The organism is Aliiroseovarius crassostreae (genome assembly GCF_001307765.1).
Lineage (GTDB): Bacteria > Pseudomonadota > Alphaproteobacteria > Rhodobacterales > Rhodobacteraceae > Aliiroseovarius > Aliiroseovarius crassostreae.
The window spans coordinates 153,061-169,709 of the sequence record NZ_LKBA01000006.1 but is presented as its reverse complement, the minus strand read 5'-3'; the positions used below and the strand labels follow the sequence as shown (position 1 = coordinate 169,709).

The following is a 16,649-nucleotide window of genomic DNA, read 5'->3' as shown; positions in this document are numbered from 1 at the left end:
ACGGATAAAGGCGTATCTTTCCTGAGGGGCGTGCGCATCATGCGGCAATGCAGCATAAAAATTGCTGCGATTGCGAGGGTGGCCCATGGGCAATGCTGAATACCATCGCATCCCATTTCGACGAATTTGGCGGGCATTATGTCGCAATCCATCCTATGCGCTTCCCATTCCCCCGATATGCAAGGTGCAGACAAAATTCGCACCCCATTTACCAAGGGAACCAGCAGATGGCTTACAAAACCGACATCGAAATCGCCCGCGAGGCAAAGAAACGTCCGATCAAGGAGATCGGCGAAAAGATCGGCATCGCTTACGAGCACCTGATGCCCTATGGCCACGACAAGGCCAAAGTTTCGCAGGAGTTCATCAACTCGGTTCAGGACCGTGAAGACGGCAAGCTGATCCTGGTGACCGCGATCAACCCGACCCCGGCCGGTGAAGGCAAAACCACCACCACCGTTGGTCTGGGCGATGGCCTGAACCGCATCGGTAAGAACGCGATGATCTGTATCCGCGAAGCTTCCCTTGGGCCGAACTTCGGCATGAAAGGTGGGGCTGCTGGTGGCGGTTATGCGCAAGTTGTGCCGATGGAAGAGATGAACCTGCACTTCACCGGTGACTTCCACGCCATCACCTCGGCCCACTCGCTTCTGTCGGCCATGATCGACAACCACATCTACTGGGGCAACGAGCTGGAAGTCGACGAGCGTCGTGTGGCATGGCGCCGTGTGGTTGACATGAACGACCGCGCGCTGCGTGACATTGTCGTGTCGCTGGGTGGCGTGTCGAACGGTTTCCCGCGTCAGGGCGGCTTTGACATCACCGTGGCTTCGGAAGTGATGGCGATCCTGTGTCTCGCCAGCGACCTGCAGGACCTGCAAAAGCGTCTGGGCGACATCATCGTGGCCTATACCCGCGAACGCACCCCGATCTACTGCCGTGACATCGGTGCAGACGGCGCAATGACCGTTCTGCTCAAGGACGCGATGCAGCCGAACCTGGTGCAGACTCTGGAAAACAACCCGGCCTTCGTGCATGGCGGCCCGTTCGCCAACATCGCGCATGGCTGTAACTCGGTGATTGCCACCAAGACCGCGCTGAAACTGACCGACTATGTTGTGACCGAAGCCGGTTTCGGTGCTGACCTTGGCGCCGAGAAGTTCATGAACATCAAATGCCGCAAGGCAGGGATCGCCCCGTCGGTTGTGGTTCTGGTTGCCACCGTGCGGGCGATGAAAATGAACGGCGGCGTGGCCAAGGCTGACCTGGGTGCCGAAAACGTGGATGCGGTGAAGAACGGCTGCGCCAACCTGGGCCGTCACATCGAGAACCTGAAATCGTTCGGCGTGCCGGTTGTGGTTGCCATCAACCACTTCGTCACCGACACCGAGACCGAAGTTCAGGCCGTGAAGGATTACGTTGAAGGCCACGGTTCTGAGGCGATCCTGTCGCGTCACTGGGAACTGGGGTCGGAAGGTTCCGAAGACCTGGCGCGCCGCGTGGCTGAAATTGCCGACGCCGATGTTGCCAGCTTCTCCCCGATCTACCCCGATGACATGTCGCTCTTCGATAAGATCGACACCATCGCCAAGCGCATCTACCGCGCGGACGAGGTTCTGGCCGACAAGAAGATCCGTGATCAGCTGAAAGCCTGGGAAGATGCCGGTTATGGCAACCTGCCGGTCTGCATGGCGAAAACCCAGTACAGCTTCTCGACCGATCCGAACCTGCGCGGTGCGCCCACCGGCCACTCGGTTCCGGTGCGCGAAGTGCGCCTGTCGGCAGGGGCTGGGTTCATCGTGGTTGTCTGCGGCGAGATCATGACCATGCCGGGGCTGCCCCGCACCCCGGCCGCGATGAGCATCGGCCTCAACGCGGAAGGCGAAATCGAGGGTCTTTTCTAAGACACTTGACCAAGGGGGGCGACACGCCCCCCTTCCTCTATCAAAAACCTGTCTGAGTGATTCTGTCACATCCAGACAAAGGACCAAGATACATGAGCGCAACAATCATTGACGGCAAGTCCATTGCCGCAAACATCCGTGAAGAGGTGGCCACGAAGGCCGCAAAGCTGGCTGCAAAAGGCTGGCAACCGAAACTCGTATCGCTCTCTGTGGGGGATGTGGCCGCGGCAGAGCTTTATGTGCGCAACCAGCAACGCACGGCGGAAAGTGCGGGGGTTGAGTTTGAGGCACGCAACTATCCGGCGGAAACCTCGCTCGAACAGCTGACCGGCATCATTCAGGGTCTGAACGCGGATCCGCGCGTGAACGGCATTATTATCCAGCGCCCGCTGCCGGATCACATCCCGGTCAAGACCTTCCAGAAACTGGTCCACCCGCTGAAAGACGTGGAAGGGATGCACCCGGCCTCGATCGGCAATATCGTTTATAATGATCTGGCCCTTGGGCCCTGTACCGCTGTGGCAGCCGTGGAAATCCTGAAAACCCTGCCGATTGATATCGAGGGTCTGAACGTGACCGTGATTGGTCACTCGGAAATCGTTGGCAAACCGATTGCCTTCCTGCTGATGGGGCTGGGGGCAACCGTGACTGTCTGTCACCACATGACCCGCTCAGTTGCGATGCATTCGCGCGCCGCAGATGCGGTGTTCGTGGCCGTTGGCAAACCCGGTCTGGTGACGGGGGACATGCTGAAACCGGGCTGCGCGGTGATTGATATCGGCATCAACCGCGTGGATGGCAAAACCGTGGGGGATGCGGATATGGAAAGCTGCAAGGAGGTGGCCGGCTGGATCACCCCTGTGCCGGGCGGTGTTGGCCCGGTGACGGTTGCGATGCTGATGTCCAACGCGGTACATGCCACCGAAATGCAAATGAATCACTACCGGGATGCCTATGCCCGGACGGACTATTAAGGGAGAGCGGGAATGAGTGCTCAGATCATCGACGGCAAAGCCTTTGCGGCTGGTGTGCGTGAAAAAGTGGCCGCCCATGTGGCGCGTCTGAAAGAAGAGAACGGCATCACCCCGGGTCTGGCCGTTGTGCTGGTGGGCGAAGATCCCGCGTCGCAGGTCTATGTCCGCTCGAAGGGCAAGCAGACTGTCGAAGTGGGCATGAACTCTTATGAGCACAAGCTCGACGCTGACACCTCGGAAGAGGATCTGCTGGCGCTGATCGACAAGCTGAACAATGATCCCGCCGTGCATGGCATTCTGGTTCAGCTGCCGCTGCCCGGTCACCTGAACGAAGACCTTGTGATCAACTCGATCGACCCGGCCAAGGATGTGGACGGGTTCCATATCTCGAATGTGGGCCTGCTGGGCACCGGTCAGAAGTCGATGGTGCCCTGCACGCCGCTGGGCTGCCTGATGATGCTGCGCGACCACCACGGATCGCTGTCCGGTCTGAACGCCGTTGTGATCGGCCGCTCGAACATCGTGGGCAAGCCGATGGCGCAACTGCTGCTTGGCGATAGCTGCACCGTCACCATCGCGCATTCGCGCACCAAAGACCTGCCGGATGTTGTCCGTCGCGCCGACATCGTGGTTGCCGCCGTGGGCCGCCCGGAAATGGTGCCCGGCGACTGGATCCGCGAAGGTGCCACCGTGATCGATGTGGGCATCAACCGGATCGAACGTGATGGCAAGAACAAGCTGGTCGGCGACGTGGATTTTGAGAGCGCGTCCAAAGTGGCAGGCGCGATCACCCCGGTGCCGGGCGGCGTCGGCCCGATGACCATCGCCTGCCTGCTGGCCAACACCCTGACCGCCTGTTGCCGCGCCAACGGCCTGGCCGAGCCGGATGGGCTGACGGCGTAAGCTGAGGGCTTAAGAGAATTGAGATGGCGTCAGGGGAACCTGGCGCCGTTTTTTTGTTTGTCGATCGATGCGCTTGGAGTGAAACTCTTGAAGTTACATTTCTCAATTAAAGGGGCGTGTTACACCACCACCTCTTTGACATGATAATCATGATGTATCCCAGCAACTAGTAATGTCTTTTCTAGAGGAATTTGCGCTTCCCTTGCAGAGTTGTAGATTTCGACAATCTCATTTGAACTAAGAGTAGCGTCTATCGCCGCACGGGCCTGATCTCTGCGATGCTCGTCGCGCATGTCCATTATGGCAAAAGGATCATAGAATCGCTTTGCATTTGATCGAAGGCACGATCTGAGCAAATCATCTTGATCTAAGCTCTGACAAATCAATCGTTCAAGGAAAAGACGAAGGTTAACACCTTTGGGTGCACGTATTTGTCGAATGATAGCGCCGTTACTTGCATACTGAGTGATTAAGTATTCTGTTTTCTTAGTCATCTGGTCTCCTGAACACCTACGGTCCGTTGATGGACTTAGAGCACATGGTGGCCATTAACTGGCCGCCCCTCCCTCAATCCTTAAACTCCGCCTTCCGTTTCTGCATCCCTGCCATCACCGCCTCCATCTGATTTGGCGTGCCCATCAGACCCTCTTGCGCTTTGCTCTCAGCAATCAGCGTCTCGCGGGTGCCCATCAGCTCGGTGTCGCGGATCAGGGCTTTGGCGGCGCGGATGGCGTCGGGGGATTTTGAAGCGATCTCGGTGGCGATGGCGTGGGCGCGCTCCAGCGGCGTGTCAGAGATCTCGGTCACAAAACCCCAATCGAGTGCGGCGGGGGCCTCGAATTGTTCGGCCGAATAGGTCAGTTTGCGGATCACGTCGCCCCGCGCCAAGCGGCGCATCAGGACCATGCCGCCCATGTCGGGGATGATGCCCCAGCGGCCCTCCATGATCGAAAACCGCGCTTCAGGCGCAGCAATGCGCATATCCGCGCCCAGTATGATCTGGAACGCGCCGCCGAACGCATAGCCATGCACCGCAGCAATCACTGGTTGGGGCATCTCGGCCCAGACCATGCTGGCGGCTTGGAACAGGTTGGAGTTCCCATGGGTGCGTTCCAGAAACACGCCGCCCTGCATCGCGTATTGCGCGATTTGCGGCATGGCGTTCAGGTCGAGACCTGCGGAAAACGCGGGCCCGTCGCCGGTCAGCACCACCGCGCGAATGTCCTTGCGTGCGGCCAAACTCTCGCCTGCATCCACGATGGCGCGGATCATATCCAGATCCAGCGCATTGCGCTTGTCCGCGCGGGTCAGGGTGACGGTGGCAATTTGATTGGCTTCGGTGATGGTAACGCGGTCTGACATATGGGGCTCCCTTTGGGGCATCATGGACAATGAGAAAGACGGAGCAAGGGATCACGTCGCGGCAGGGGCGATGGAAATCGGGACCGGCACCATTGTGCCCAACAGGGCCGCAACCAGTTTGCGCTGCGTGCCGGTGATGCCCCAGACCTTGGCTTCGACCGTGATCAGCCGGCGCCCGACCCGCAGAACCTGCCCTTGGGCGACCAGCCGATCAGCCTTGGCAGGGGACAGGAGGTTGATCTTGATCTCAGCGGTCAGCACATCGTGATCCGGTGGCATCAGCGTCATTGCCGCATAGCCCGCGGCGGTGTCGCCAAGGCCGAACGTCAGGGCCGCATGGCCAAACCCGTGCTGCTGGCGGTTGCCCTCCAGGATCGGGGCGGACAGGTGGCAGCTTCCGTCTTCGAGGTGATCGAGACTGGCCCCGAAACTTTTCATCATGTTCTGGGCGGCGAAGCTTTGCTGGATTTGGGTGGTGCGTTCGGGGGTCATGTCGGGCTCTCCTGATCCGGCAAGGCTAACACGCCGCAGGGTGCCCCCAACCGAAACGTGGCGTCATACGGATTGCGATCCGCCCCGACGAAGGAGGCTCAACGGGGCATCGGGATTGGACGGGGTGGTTGGCCGAGCAAAACAGCGAGGGCGTGGGCGGAGAGCAATCTGCGAAAAACCGGGTCATGACTGAACAGTCCGCCGGTAAACGTGCCGAAACCAGCATGTGAAATCGGCGGGAAGGGGGGCCATGAGGGCAGGATAGAAAATTCCAGGATAAGGTGAAATTGCTCATTTCGACGCGCCGGAAAATCGCTGGGCAATCGTATTAGGCAGGACGACTAAAGGAGTAGAGCGATGTTGACACTGCGCCAATGGGCCACGCCGCTGACGGTAGGATCCTTTCTTGTGATGGGCGTGACAGGGATGCTGATGTTTTTCCGCATGAACACCTTTCTGGGGAAGGTGATCCATGAGTGGGCGGGCTGGATGATGCTGATTGGTGTCGGGGCGCATATACTGCTGAACTGGCGCGCCCTGACCACCTATTTCAAGCGCCCACTGGCGATGTGGATCATGAGTGTTGGGGCCGCGTTGACGTTGGCAACTCTGCTTCCGGTCGGTGGCACAAACGGGCCCCCCATTCGCAGTGTGGTGATGGCGGTTGCGCAGGCAGATGAGGCAACGTTGATGGCCCTGTCCGGGCATGATCTGCAAGAGGGCCGCACCCTTCTGTCCGAAGCAGGCGTAGATCTGCAGCCGGGCCAAAGCCTTGCAGACGCGACAGACGGCGATTTCGGCCTGCAGTCCGCAGCCCTGTCCGCGCTCTTCGCATCCGGTGATGATCATTAAAGCGCCCCGCCTTATACCTGAAGCAGGGATAAGGCGGGGCGTAGCGCAACATACGAGCGTTTCGCGCGATCCGCCACAAATCAGCATTTCAGGTTTTGGGCGGAACGCTTTCATCTCAGAATTCGCCGGTTCCGTCCCTGACCGGCATAAAAATCGGGCGGGATCTGACATGCAGTGCCCGCCCGGTTAATCGTCATTCGCTTAGTGAATGATCTCGCGGTCGCTGACGAACATGTTTTCCCAGGCGCGGTCGATCAGTTCCGGGGACATCTGGTAGGGGATGCCCTCGAATTCACAGATCGAAATCATCTGGTCGATCAGGAAAACCGGCTGATAATTGGCATAGACATTGTCGATGGTCGGGTATTTTTCCCGCAGCAGATAGACCAGTGCCTCTTCGTTCAGCGGCATCTTTTTCTTGCGCGCCACAAGCGCAAAGATTTTCAGGAACCCTTCCTGGTCCGGCCCGTCGATGATGATCTTGTAAAAGATCCGCCGCAGGGCCGCCTTGTCGAAGATTTCGTTCGGGTGGAAGTTGGTCGAGAAAATGACCAGCGTGTCAAACGGCACCTCGAACTTCTCACCCGATTGCAGGGCCAGAATATCCTTGTTCTCTTCAAGCGGCACAATCCAACGGTTGATCAGCGCCTGCGGTGGTTCGGACTGGCGGCCAAGGTCGTCGACGATGAACACGCCGCCTGAGGACTTCAATTGCAAAGGTGCGGTATAGGTGCGCGCGGTGGGGTTGTATTTCAGATCCAGCATGTCGAGGGTGAGTTCCCCCCCGGTGATCACGGTCGGCCGGTCGCACAGCACATAGCGGCGATCAAATTTCGAGGAGGAGCGCCGCAGGCTGTTGGGGTCATCCAGGTGATCTTCGGCCGCGGCATGCACAATCGGATCGTAGACGGTGATGATCTGCCCCGAATAGACAATCGCGCGCGGCACATAGATCTTGTCACCAAGGGCGTCGCGGATCCCGTTGGAAATCGAGGACTTCCCGTTGCCCGGCGGGCCATACATCAGGATCGAACGGCCTGAGCCCACTGCGGGGCCAAGCTGGTCCAGCAGGTTGGGCGGCAGGATCAGGTGCCCCATGGCTGAGGTCAGCTGTTCGCGGGTCATCTGGATGTTGCGGATCGACTGGCGTTTCATCTGCTGGGCATAGACCTCCATCGGCACCGGCATGGCGCCGTAATATTCCGACTGGGCCAGCGCATCCAGCGCCCGCGCCTTGCCGGCATCGGACAGGCGATACCCCATTTCCGAGCTTTGCGCACCGGCATGCATCGTGCCCATGGCCTGGATCAGCGATTGCTCGCGGCAGATATCAATCAGTTCCTGCACCACGCGGCCGGGCAGGGCGAGGGTGCGTTCCAGGTCGCTGACGCGTTCCAGGTTGGTGCGGAACATGGTCTTGAGCAGGACGTCCCGCATCATCACCATGGTCAGCCCGGTCTCCTCCAGCCTGCGCAGAGGAGGGGGTGCAATCATTTCGTTTGCGTGAATATTCATGCCTGTCATCCTCACCCAAATCTTGCGATTCTTGCTCTTTTCCGCCAGAAACAAGGCCAAAATCACAATGAACACACGCCCGATAAAGGGCGCTTCATCATTTGGTACAGGGGAAAGAGGGCAGGCATGAGCAAAGAAAAAGGCATCATTTTGGCGGCGGTGCAGATCGCATTTTTTGCCCTTTTTTCCGGGGTGTTACTGGCAAAGGGGGGGCTTTTTGTCGGGCAGCATGAAGGGGATACGCTGCATCTGTTGCAGATCCTGACACGGATGAGCGCAGGGCAGGTGCCGCATCTGGATTTCGTGACCCCGATCGGGGCGATGGCATTTCTGCCGATTGTGCTGTTTTCCAAGATGGGCATCGGCTTTGGTCACAGTTTTCTCTATGGTCAGGTGCTGGTCGGGGCGGCGTTCCTGCCGGCCATCTGGTGGGTGTCGATGACGCGACTGGCGGGGATCTGGCGCCATGTCTTTGCCATTGCGATGATCGTGCTGTGCCTTGGGTTGATCCATGGCGAGGCAGACCAGCTTCTCTCCGTGTCGATGCATTACAACCGGTGGGCCTGGGTGGCGGCTTTTGTGGCGATCCTGACCGCGCTTCTGCCCAGTCGCTTTGCCGACAGCCCGGTGCTGGATGGCATTCTGATTGGCGCGGCTTTCGTGGTCATGGCGATGATCAAGGTCACCTATTTCGCGGCCTTTTCCCCACCGGTTCTGGTGGCGCTGCTGACCCGTGGGGCGGGGCGGACCGTCCTGTGGGCGCTGGTTATGGGGCTTGTTGGTGTTGGGCTGATCACGCTTTACGCGGGCACTCCGGTTTACTGGCTGCTTTATCTTGCCGATCTTCTGAATGTTGCGGGCAGTGAGTTCCGCTCCTCCCCGGGCCTGCCGCTGGGCAAGGTGATCAGTGCCCCTGCCTACCTGCCCGGCACGGCGCTTGCGCTGGTGGCGGTGATCTTGCTACGTCAGGCCGGGCGGATGCGTGAGGGGCTGGTGCTTCTTTTGCTTCTGCCGGGCTTTGTCTATGTGACCTATCAGAATTATGGAAATGATCCGCAATGGATCGGACTTGTCGGGCTTTTGCTGATCTCTCTTCTGCCGGCGCAACCGGTGACCAACGGGCTTGGCTGGGACCTTGGCCGGGGAATGGTGATTGCGGCAAGCTGCGCCTTTGTGCTGGCCACGCCGTCATTTCTCAATATCGCGCAAAGCCCGTTTCGCCACCTGATGACGGATGTGGAGGATTTCGTGCCGTTCCTGCCGGATGTGGCCCAAAGCGAGGATCTGCAGGCCAGACGGGTGCGGGCCAACCTGATCAATGTCTCCCGGCCATTTGACGGGCCGGATACCATTTTTGCGGCGTCCTATCTGGCCAAGGACCGTGAGGATGAAAAGCTGGTGTTCAAAGGCGAAGAGTTCCCCTCCTGCGTGCTGGAAAGCGGCATGATGGCGTGGTTCCGGGGGGTGGCGGATGATCTGAACGCGGCGGGCCTGGTGCAGGGCAAGTCCATTTTTGTCGCGGATATCCTTGCCAGCTATTGGTTGTTCGGGGCCGGAGAGCCGCTGCAGCGCGGGGCGCCGTGGTATTATGGCGGGCTGACGGGGATTGAAAACGCGGATCTGCTGCTTGTGCCGAGCTGCCCCCAGTCAGGGGAATTGCGCAAGCTGGTTCTGGAAGAAATCAGCGAGACGGAATGGGTGCAGGATGTGACGGAACTTCGCCGTACGGGGGACTATGTTCTTTATCAGCTTCCAGATTTAAAGAATTGAAATACATAAAAAACCCGCCGGATCACGGCGGGTTTTCGGGGCCCATATTTTCATGGTCCAGATTGGGGTCACATCCCGGTTGAGGCGCTGAGGGCGAGGTGAAGGGTCAGGCTGGCCCCCAGGCATAATCCCATCGGAAAATCCTTGCGCTGCCAGCTTTCCCAATCGGGTGTTTTGCGACGCACCGCCGGGATTGCTCGGGCCAGACGGTGCAGGGCAAAGCCCACCAGCAGCGTGGCGCTGAACAGGAACAGGAAATCGGCAATGTCCGGCAGGGCGATGAACGGCGCCATTGCGGCGGCAAATTTGGCATCCCCTGCGCCAAATGCGCCGGCAAGATTGAACACAAAGCCCAGAACCAGAACCACCAGAAGATGCAGGTAACGCCAGGCATAGTCCTCAAGCGGCAGGGCGATCAGACCAACCACCGCATAGACCGCCAACAAGGCGATGACAGCCTTGTTGGGGATTTTCATCCGCTTCAGATCACTTACCGCCGCCCAGACGCAGATCGGTGCCGCGAAGGGCAAGAACCACAGGGCGGCGCTGGCGCCTTGCGCCATGGTCAGGTCAGCCATTGGAGACGTTGTTTTCCAGTGCTTCCAACGCCCGCACGGCGGCCTCGAAATACTGCGGGTGGGTGTTGATTGCGTCTTCCAAAAGCCCCTTGCCGATGGTGATATCCCCCTGTTTGATCGCTGACAGCGCCAGCGTGTGCAACAGCTGCGCCCGCTCGGCCTGGGTGGTTTTCAGGATCGGCAGGTCATATTTGCGCTGCGCCCCCCGGGCCAGAACAAGATTGTTCTTGGCCGTGAACAGGGTGGGGTCAAAACTCAGGGCCTCGGCAAACAGTTTCTCGGCGCCTTTGTAATCGGCACGGGTCAGTTTCGAATAGCCCCAGTTGTTCAGGACCGAGGAAGGTTTGGTCGACAGACCCACGGCGGTTTCATAGAAACTGTCGGCCTTTTTCCATTCCTTCTTGCTGTCAGCGACCATGGCCTCAAGCCGATAGCGTTTATAGGTCTCGAATGTGGGGGGCACCTTGTCGAGCTCAATCTCGGCGCGTCCCCAATTGCCAGAGCGGATCAGCGCATCGGCCAGCCCGACACGATCTTCATCGGTGGCCCCGGGCAGGGACATCACGGTTTCCCATGCTGCGACCGCACGGGCGGGTTGTTTGGCACGGATCAGTGATTTGGCCAGCCCGCGCTGCAGGTCAACCCGTTTGGGTTGGCCTTTGGTGGCGCGCAGAAAGTAGGCCACGGCCTCTTCGGGGTCGCCCACGGTCAGCATGATGTCATTGAGGTTGTTTTCGTCGATGACATTCACATCGGCCAGCGCCCGTTCCACATCTTCCGAGGTGCCGGGTTTCTGACAGGCGGTCAGCGCAAGGGCGCTGCCCAGACACAAGGTCATAAGGATAGAATGGCGCATGTCTGCGTCCTCTGCTGCTCAATTTCACTCGCGCATGGCCCTTATGAACTCTAGAGCGTCGACAGCAGAAGATAGTTCCCTTGCCCCCGACGCATCAGCGCGAAGTTGTTTTCATTAACCGGATCATAATCCGGGTTTTTCAATCTGGCGAGGGCCAGACGCAAATTCTCGCGAATATCGGCAGATTGGCCACTATCCAGCCCGAAAGCGATGCGGAATATACGTGCGGCTTCGGGGATTTCGCCTTTTTCCATCAGCACCACGCCCAGGTTGTTCCAGGCCGGGACAAAGTTTTCGTCCTTTTTGACAGCCTGGCGCAGCAGGGTTTCTGCCTGTCCCAGGCGACCAAGCTTGAGGTTGGCTGAGCCGACCGCAGAGAGCACATCGACGGTCAGCCCATGATCCGCCGCCGACCGCAGATAGGCCTTGAGGGCGAGTTCATATTCTTCCGCAGCCATCAGCCGGTGCCCGACCAGCAGGCCATCCACGCTTGCCTCCCCCCGTTTCAGGCCGCTCGGGGCATAGGGATTGTCGTCGGTACGGGTGGTGCCAAGTGAAGACCCCTGACAGCCGACAAGTGCGGCCATCAGGGGCAGGATCACGATGAAGGGGTGGAAACGGGTCACCCTGAACTCCTTGCGGGCACCAGACCGCTGGGATCAGAACCCGGTGTTCTGAAGGGTCTGGGCGATACTGTAAACCGACGGCCCAAGCAGAATGATCAGCAGGGGCGGCACGGTCAGCATCATTGTGGCAAGTGTCATCTTGGTGGGCAAGGTATTTGCCTTTTCTTCGGCCCGCATCACGCGTTTGTCCCGCATTTCGGCAGAAAAGACACGCAGGGCTTCGGCGATCGAGGTGCCGAACGTGGCAGATTGGATCAGCACGGTCACAAAGCTTCCCACGTCCTGAACGCCGCATCGTTCCGACATGTCGCGCAGAACCTGCACGCGGTCTTTACCGGCCTTGACCTCATAGCTGACAATCTCGAACTCGTCCGCCAATGAGGGGTAGCCTGCGCGAATTTCCTGCGACACGCGGATGATGGACTGATCAAGCGACTGGCCAGCCTCGACGCAGACAAGCATCATGTCCAGGGCGTCGGGAAAGCCATTGGTGATCTCTTCCTTGCGAGCCTCCACCCGGCGGGTGATCCAGTATTTGGGCAGCATATACCCCGCGATACCGGGGCCCAGGATCCACAAGACCTTGGCGGTTGAGCTGAGCTGGATCGTCGGGTTTTGGGATTTCAGGAACACGATCAGAACGCCGAACAGCAGCAGGCCAATCCCCAGGGCAAACTGCGCAAAGTGATAGGTGCGCACAGCGTCTTTCCCGGAATAGCCGGCCTGCAACAGGCGCAGCTGGATGGCCGAATATTCCTCTTCGTTCTGCGGTTCGAGGAAGGCCGAATATTTCTCGAGCTTGTCATTGCCCCCCTGCACCCGAAGGGCCTTTCGGTCATTTTGCGGGAGGTTGCGCTGACCTTTGCGCAGCTTGTCGAGCGGGTCTTCCTTTTTTTGAAACAGGATCGGCACGGCGACCAGCATCAGCACAAAGCCAAGTCCGCCCACCGCCATCAGCGGTCCCATCGGGCCAAGCTTGTCGATCAGGATTTGGTTCAGAAGGTCCATGGGCTTATACCTTGATGTTCACAAGCATCTTCATCACGAAGATATTGGCGACGAGGAACGCAGCCACGATCAGCGCGGCGGGGATGAAATAGACGGTCTCTTTCACCTCGTCATAATAATTCGGCTGGATCACCTGCAGCATGATCAGGGCCACGATCGGGAAACCGGACAGGAACATGCCTGACCATTTGCTTTCTGCGGTGATGGCTTTGACCCGGCGAAACAGTTTGAACCGCGAACGGATCACCTTGGCCAGACCGTCCAGGATCTCGGCCAGGTTGCCGCCTGATTGCTGCTGGATCGACACGGCCACCGCGAGGAAGCGCAAATCCTGCATGTCGAGGCGTTCTGCCATGGCCTTGAGGCTTTCACCCACATCGCGCCCATAAGAGCTTTCATCCGCGATCATCCCGATCTCGGTGCCCAGCGGGTCGGGCACTTCCTTGGCGACGATCTGGATGGCCGATGTGAACGGGTGGCCGACGCGCAAGGAACGCACCATCAGCTCGACCGCATCGGGCAGTTGTTCTTCCAGCATCGACATGCGTTTCTTGGCTTTCTGGTCGACCCAGAGATAGACGCCACCAACCCCCATCGCAATCGACACGACCAGACGCACGGCCGGGGCGGCCTCGGTGCCCACGGTCAGACCGACAAAGGCCATCGCGGACAGGGCACCCATCACCATGATCAGTTGTGACGGCGAAAAGGCAATGGCCGCTTTCTGGGCCTTCAGCGCGAGGATTGAAAACAGCGGAAAGCCCCTGGCCCTCATGTGCTGGGTCATTTCCTTGCGCAGCTGTTCCAGCACCTCTTCGCGCCGTGCGCCCTTGTCAAGCAGGTCAAGGCGGCGGTTCACCCGGCTGTTCAGGCTGATGGATTTGCCAAAAACCGCCAGATAGATACTTTCGACCAGCAAGATCACCGCGCCGAAGATCAGGCCATATATCAGAAGTTCTGGTGAAATGGACATGGGATCCTCCGTTAGATGATCGGTTCGAAAATGGTTGAGGGCAGGTCATAGCCCCACTGGCGGAAACGGTCCGAGAAATGTGACCGCACGCCGGTGGCGTTGAAGCGGCCGATGATCTTGCCATCGGGTTCAAGGCCGAGGCGCTCATAACGGAACACCTCCTGCATCGAGATCACTTCCCCTTCCATGCCGGTGATTTCGGTGATCGAGACCATGCGGCGCGACCCGTCCTGCAGCCGTGAGGCCTGCACAATCAGATGCACAGCGGACGCGATCTGTGAGCGCACCGCTTTCAGCGGCATTTCGATCCCGGCCATCGCCACCATGTTTTCAAGGCGCGAAATCCCGTCCCGGGCCGAGTTGGCGTGGATTGTGGTCATGGATCCGTCATGGCCGGTGTTCATGGCCTGCAACATGTCGATCACCTCTTCACCGCGGGTTTCCCCCACGATGATCCGGTCCGGGCGCATCCGCAGGGCGTTTTTCAGACAGTCGCGCTGGCTCACCGCCCCCTTGCCCTCGACATTGGCCGGGCGGCTTTCCATCCGGCCCACATGGGTCTGTTGCAGCTGAAGTTCCGCCGTATCCTCAATCGTCAGGATCCGTTCCGAGTTGTCGATGAACGAAGACAGCGCGTTGAGGGTTGTGGTCTTACCAGAGCCGGTCCCGCCGGACACGATGATGTTCAGGCGGCAGGCCACGGCGGCCTGAAGATAGGCGGCCATCTCTTCCGAAAACGCCCCGAAATTCACCAACTCGTCAATGCCCAGCTTGTCCTTTTTGAATTTCCGGATCGACACGAGCGAGCCATCCACCGCAATCGGTGGCACCATGGCGTTGAAGCGCGACCCGTCCGCCAGACGGGCGTCCACATGGGGGTTTGACTCGTCCACACGACGCCCCACCGCAGATACGATCTTGTCGATGATCCGCATCAGGTGCCGCTCATCTTTGAAGGTGATGTCGGTCAGTTCCAGCTTGCCGGCACGTTCCACGAAAATCTGCTGCGGTCCATTGACCAGAATATCGTTGATACTGTCATCTTTCAGCAGGGTTTCCAGCGGGCCAAGCCCGGTCACCTCGTCATAAAGCTCCTGGTTCAGGCTCATCCGTTCGTCACGGTTCAGAACCACGGCCTTGTCTTGCAGGAATTCCGATGTGATCGCGGTGATTTCTTCGCGCAGTTCTTTTTCGGAGGCGGATTCCAGAGCCGAAAGGTTCAGACTGTCCAGAAGCTCTTTGTGCAGTTCGACCTTAAGCTCGGACAGGCGTTCCTTGCGTTTGCGTTCCTTGTCCAGCGGTGCTGTGCGGGCTGCGACCTTCTGTTCGGTCGGGCGGCGCTGCACGCGGGGTTTTTCCGGTGCAGTCGCAGCAGGGGCGCCATTTTTCCCCCCGGCCAGCGCCTGAAGATTGGGGGTCCCCTGTGGTTGGGATGGGCGCGGGTTCTGTTTTTTGTAACGGGAAAACATCCTGACCTCCGATTAATGTGCGACGGCTTCGCTGAGGTTGATTTCATGCAGCGATTTGGCCAGTTTCTGGATCTCCCTGCGCAACGCGTTTTTCGGGGCAGCATCAGCCAGTGGCACACCGTGATCGCCGGCCTGTGCCACCGGTTTCAACCCGTCAGGCATCTGAAGTTCGATCGAAATATCAAGGCTTTCCGCCAGTCGCTTGACCCGGGATTTGCCGGAGAGATCGGTGAATTTCGGTGCCCTGTTCAGCACATGGCGCAATTTGGCAACCGGCAGGTCTTCGGATTTCAGCGCCTTGATCATACGCAGCGCATTCTGCGCCGAGCGCATGTCCAGTTCGAGCGTGGTGAAATAGACTTCCGCCTCCTGCAGCACGGTTTCGGTCCATTGAACCACCGTCGACGGCATGTCGATCACCACGTAATCGAAATTGTAGCGCGCCATTTCAATCAGCCGCTCCACATCTTCGTTCGCGATCAGATCCAGCGGCAGAATGTCATTTGGGGCGGTCAGAACCTTGAGGTTGTCCTGATAGCTCAAAAGCGCCTGCATGAAACTGTCGCGGTCCATGGCCTCCGTGTCGGACAAAAGCTCGTATACGGCGTCGCGGCGGGGCAGGTCCAGAAAGGTCGAGACCGATCCGAATTGCAGGTCAAGATCCAGCAGGCAGACCTGGGGCGCGCGGTCCTTGTCCACCTGTGTCAGTTCCCATGCCAGATTGGTGGCAAGCGTTGTGGCCCCGGTGCCGCCGGCCAGGCCATGCACGGCAAACAGCACACCATCCCGGTCGCCCTTGGGCTTCACTGCGGCGGTTGCATCACCGGGGGCAGGCATTGCGGGGGGCGGACGGCGCAGCCGTTCGATCACGTCATGCAAGGACCCTTCGGGAAGCGGGTAGGGGACAAATTCGGCTGCCCCAAGCTTCAGGAGCTGGTGCAGGGCGATCGGGCTGACCTCCTCTGCGATCACAACAACCTTGATACCTTTTTCCACGGCCGATTTCACCGTGTGGGCCACCTTTGCCAGGTTCTCCTCGTCGCCATCATCAATGGCAAGTGCCACAAACTCCAGCGTGTCCGCTTCGGGCTGGCCGAAAAAGGCCACGGCGTCGTCAATGGAGAGGTCTCCCCAGGCTTCGCCCAGCTCGGTTTCCATATCTTCAATCAGCAGGTCGAAATTCTGCACATCCCTCGAAATCGTGCAGGCGACGATCGGCGCGGCGTCCGCTTGTATCGCTACGTTCCCACTCATGCGTTCATTCCTTCTCATTCACCCCGGATGCACAGCCTCTTGCGGGCCTGTCGGATAATCATCCGGATCACGCGCGACTCGTATTGAGTGCGCACTGCTCCAATTCTCAGAAG

The 16,649-nt window shown here is 59.1% G+C and carries 16 protein-coding genes; 5 read left to right on the top strand and 11 right to left on the bottom strand.

What is annotated here, in order from left to right:
• Positions 1 to 227 precede the first annotated feature (227 nt).
• The 3 genes from AKJ29_RS07095 (at position 228) to folD (ending at position 3,781) form a co-directional block, all read left to right on the top strand.
• Positions 228 to 1,904 carry a formate--tetrahydrofolate ligase gene (locus tag AKJ29_RS07095; RefSeq protein ID WP_055189392.1) on the top strand — a complete coding sequence of 559 codons (1,677 nt, stop codon included), beginning with the start codon at positions 228 to 230 and terminating at the stop codon, positions 1,902 to 1,904.
• A 92-nt stretch (positions 1,905 to 1,996) separates the two neighbouring features.
• Entirely contained in the window at positions 1,997 to 2,878 is an 882-nt protein-coding gene (locus AKJ29_RS07090; RefSeq protein WP_055189390.1) for a bifunctional 5,10-methylenetetrahydrofolate dehydrogenase/5,10-methenyltetrahydrofolate cyclohydrolase, read from the top strand.
• A 12-nt stretch (positions 2,879 to 2,890) separates the two neighbouring features.
• Positions 2,891 to 3,781 (top strand): bifunctional methylenetetrahydrofolate dehydrogenase/methenyltetrahydrofolate cyclohydrolase FolD, encoded by an 891-nt coding sequence (folD, locus tag AKJ29_RS07085; RefSeq protein WP_055189388.1) that lies wholly within the window; start codon positions 2,891 to 2,893, stop codon positions 3,779 to 3,781.
• A gap of 119 nt (positions 3,782 to 3,900) precedes the next feature.
• Here the strand turns inward: folD and AKJ29_RS19230 are convergent, their stop codons facing one another.
• The 3 genes from AKJ29_RS19230 to AKJ29_RS07070 all read right to left on the bottom strand — a co-directional run bounded on the left by AKJ29_RS19230 (position 3,901) and on the right by AKJ29_RS07070 (position 5,635).
• Complete coding sequence (locus tag AKJ29_RS19230; protein WP_139231314.1) at positions 3,901 to 4,275, bottom strand: hypothetical protein; 375 nt, start codon at positions 4,273 to 4,275, stop codon at positions 3,901 to 3,903.
• A 73-nt stretch (positions 4,276 to 4,348) separates the two neighbouring features.
• Complete coding sequence (locus AKJ29_RS07075) at positions 4,349 to 5,143, bottom strand: crotonase/enoyl-CoA hydratase family protein (RefSeq protein ID WP_055189384.1); 795 nt, start codon at positions 5,141 to 5,143, stop codon at positions 4,349 to 4,351.
• Positions 5,144 to 5,194: 51 nt separating this feature from the next.
• Positions 5,195 to 5,635 carry a PaaI family thioesterase gene (locus AKJ29_RS07070; RefSeq protein WP_055189382.1) on the bottom strand — a complete coding sequence of 147 codons (441 nt, stop codon included), beginning with the start codon at positions 5,633 to 5,635 and terminating at the stop codon, positions 5,195 to 5,197.
• 357 nt (positions 5,636 to 5,992) lie between these two features.
• Here AKJ29_RS07070 and AKJ29_RS07065 point away from each other — a divergent pair, with 357 nt between their 5' ends.
• The gene (locus AKJ29_RS07065) at positions 5,993 to 6,487 is read left to right on the top strand and encodes a DUF4405 domain-containing protein (protein ID WP_055189380.1); all 495 of its coding nucleotides are present in this window, start codon (positions 5,993 to 5,995) and stop codon (positions 6,485 to 6,487) included.
• 201 nt (positions 6,488 to 6,688) lie between these two features.
• Here the strand turns inward: AKJ29_RS07065 and AKJ29_RS07060 are convergent, their stop codons facing one another.
• Positions 6,689 to 8,002, bottom strand: coding sequence for a hypothetical protein (locus tag AKJ29_RS07060; RefSeq protein WP_055190446.1), 1,314 nt, complete (start codon positions 8,000 to 8,002; stop codon positions 6,689 to 6,691).
• Between the two features lie 126 nt (positions 8,003 to 8,128).
• On the opposite strand from AKJ29_RS07060, the gene AKJ29_RS07055 reads away from it, so the two are divergent.
• The gene (locus tag AKJ29_RS07055) at positions 8,129 to 9,772 is read left to right on the top strand and encodes a DUF2029 domain-containing protein (protein WP_055189378.1); all 1,644 of its coding nucleotides are present in this window, start codon (positions 8,129 to 8,131) and stop codon (positions 9,770 to 9,772) included.
• Positions 9,773 to 9,840: 68 nt separating this feature from the next.
• Here AKJ29_RS07055 and AKJ29_RS07050 read toward each other — a convergent pair whose 3' ends face one another.
• From AKJ29_RS07050 to AKJ29_RS07020, 7 genes are all read right to left on the bottom strand, one after another.
• Positions 9,841 to 10,350 (bottom strand): prepilin peptidase, encoded by a 510-nt coding sequence (locus tag AKJ29_RS07050; RefSeq protein WP_055189376.1) that lies wholly within the window; start codon positions 10,348 to 10,350, stop codon positions 9,841 to 9,843.
• Positions 10,343 to 11,206, bottom strand: coding sequence for a tetratricopeptide repeat protein (locus AKJ29_RS07045; RefSeq protein WP_055189374.1), 864 nt, complete (start codon positions 11,204 to 11,206; stop codon positions 10,343 to 10,345). Before AKJ29_RS07045 ends, AKJ29_RS07050 begins: the two co-directional genes overlap by 8 nt.
• 50 nt (positions 11,207 to 11,256) lie before the next feature.
• Positions 11,257 to 11,793, bottom strand: a complete 537-nt coding sequence (locus tag AKJ29_RS07040; RefSeq protein ID WP_055190444.1) for a tetratricopeptide repeat protein — start codon at positions 11,791 to 11,793, stop codon at positions 11,257 to 11,259.
• A 72-nt stretch (positions 11,794 to 11,865) separates the two neighbouring features.
• Positions 11,866 to 12,840: a type II secretion system F family protein gene (locus tag AKJ29_RS07035; RefSeq protein ID WP_055189372.1), complete on the bottom strand. Its 975-nt coding sequence runs from the start codon at positions 12,838 to 12,840 to the stop codon at positions 11,866 to 11,868.
• A gap of 4 nt (positions 12,841 to 12,844) precedes the next feature.
• Positions 12,845 to 13,813, bottom strand: a complete 969-nt coding sequence (locus AKJ29_RS07030) for a type II secretion system F family protein (RefSeq protein ID WP_055189370.1) — start codon at positions 13,811 to 13,813, stop codon at positions 12,845 to 12,847.
• An 11-nt stretch (positions 13,814 to 13,824) separates the two neighbouring features.
• Complete coding sequence (locus tag AKJ29_RS07025; protein ID WP_055189368.1) at positions 13,825 to 15,282, bottom strand: CpaF family protein; 1,458 nt, start codon at positions 15,280 to 15,282, stop codon at positions 13,825 to 13,827.
• Positions 15,283 to 15,294: 12 nt separating this feature from the next.
• Positions 15,295 to 16,536, bottom strand: coding sequence for an AAA family ATPase (locus AKJ29_RS07020; RefSeq protein ID WP_055189366.1), 1,242 nt, complete (start codon positions 16,534 to 16,536; stop codon positions 15,295 to 15,297).
• Between the last annotated feature and the right edge of the window lie 113 nt (positions 16,537 to 16,649).

Coding starts and splice junctions, on each gene's coding strand:
- AKJ29_RS07095 (WP_055189392.1), top strand. CDS start 228: ATGGCTTACAAAACCGACATCGAAATCGCCCGCGAGGCAAAGAAACGT.
- AKJ29_RS07090 (WP_055189390.1), top strand. CDS start 1,997: ATGAGCGCAACAATCATTGACGGCAAGTCCATTGCCGCAAACATCCGT.
- folD (WP_055189388.1), top strand. CDS start 2,891: ATGAGTGCTCAGATCATCGACGGCAAAGCCTTTGCGGCTGGTGTGCGT.
- AKJ29_RS19230 (WP_139231314.1), bottom strand. CDS start 4,275: ATGACTAAGAAAACAGAATACTTAATCACTCAGTATGCAAGTAACGGC.
- AKJ29_RS07075 (WP_055189384.1), bottom strand. CDS start 5,143: ATGTCAGACCGCGTTACCATCACCGAAGCCAATCAAATTGCCACCGTC.
- AKJ29_RS07070 (WP_055189382.1), bottom strand. CDS start 5,635: ATGACCCCCGAACGCACCACCCAAATCCAGCAAAGCTTCGCCGCCCAG.
- AKJ29_RS07065 (WP_055189380.1), top strand. CDS start 5,993: ATGTTGACACTGCGCCAATGGGCCACGCCGCTGACGGTAGGATCCTTT.
- AKJ29_RS07060 (WP_055190446.1), bottom strand. CDS start 8,002: ATGAATATTCACGCAAACGAAATGATTGCACCCCCTCCTCTGCGCAGG.
- AKJ29_RS07055 (WP_055189378.1), top strand. CDS start 8,129: ATGAGCAAAGAAAAAGGCATCATTTTGGCGGCGGTGCAGATCGCATTT.
- AKJ29_RS07050 (WP_055189376.1), bottom strand. CDS start 10,350: ATGGCTGACCTGACCATGGCGCAAGGCGCCAGCGCCGCCCTGTGGTTC.
- AKJ29_RS07045 (WP_055189374.1), bottom strand. CDS start 11,206: ATGCGCCATTCTATCCTTATGACCTTGTGTCTGGGCAGCGCCCTTGCG.
- AKJ29_RS07040 (WP_055190444.1), bottom strand. CDS start 11,793: ATGGCCGCACTTGTCGGCTGTCAGGGGTCTTCACTTGGCACCACCCGT.
- AKJ29_RS07035 (WP_055189372.1), bottom strand. CDS start 12,840: ATGGACCTTCTGAACCAAATCCTGATCGACAAGCTTGGCCCGATGGGA.
- AKJ29_RS07030 (WP_055189370.1), bottom strand. CDS start 13,813: ATGTCCATTTCACCAGAACTTCTGATATATGGCCTGATCTTCGGCGCG.
- AKJ29_RS07025 (WP_055189368.1), bottom strand. CDS start 15,282: ATGTTTTCCCGTTACAAAAAACAGAACCCGCGCCCATCCCAACCACAG.
- AKJ29_RS07020 (WP_055189366.1), bottom strand. CDS start 16,536: ATGAGTGGGAACGTAGCGATACAAGCGGACGCCGCGCCGATCGTCGCC.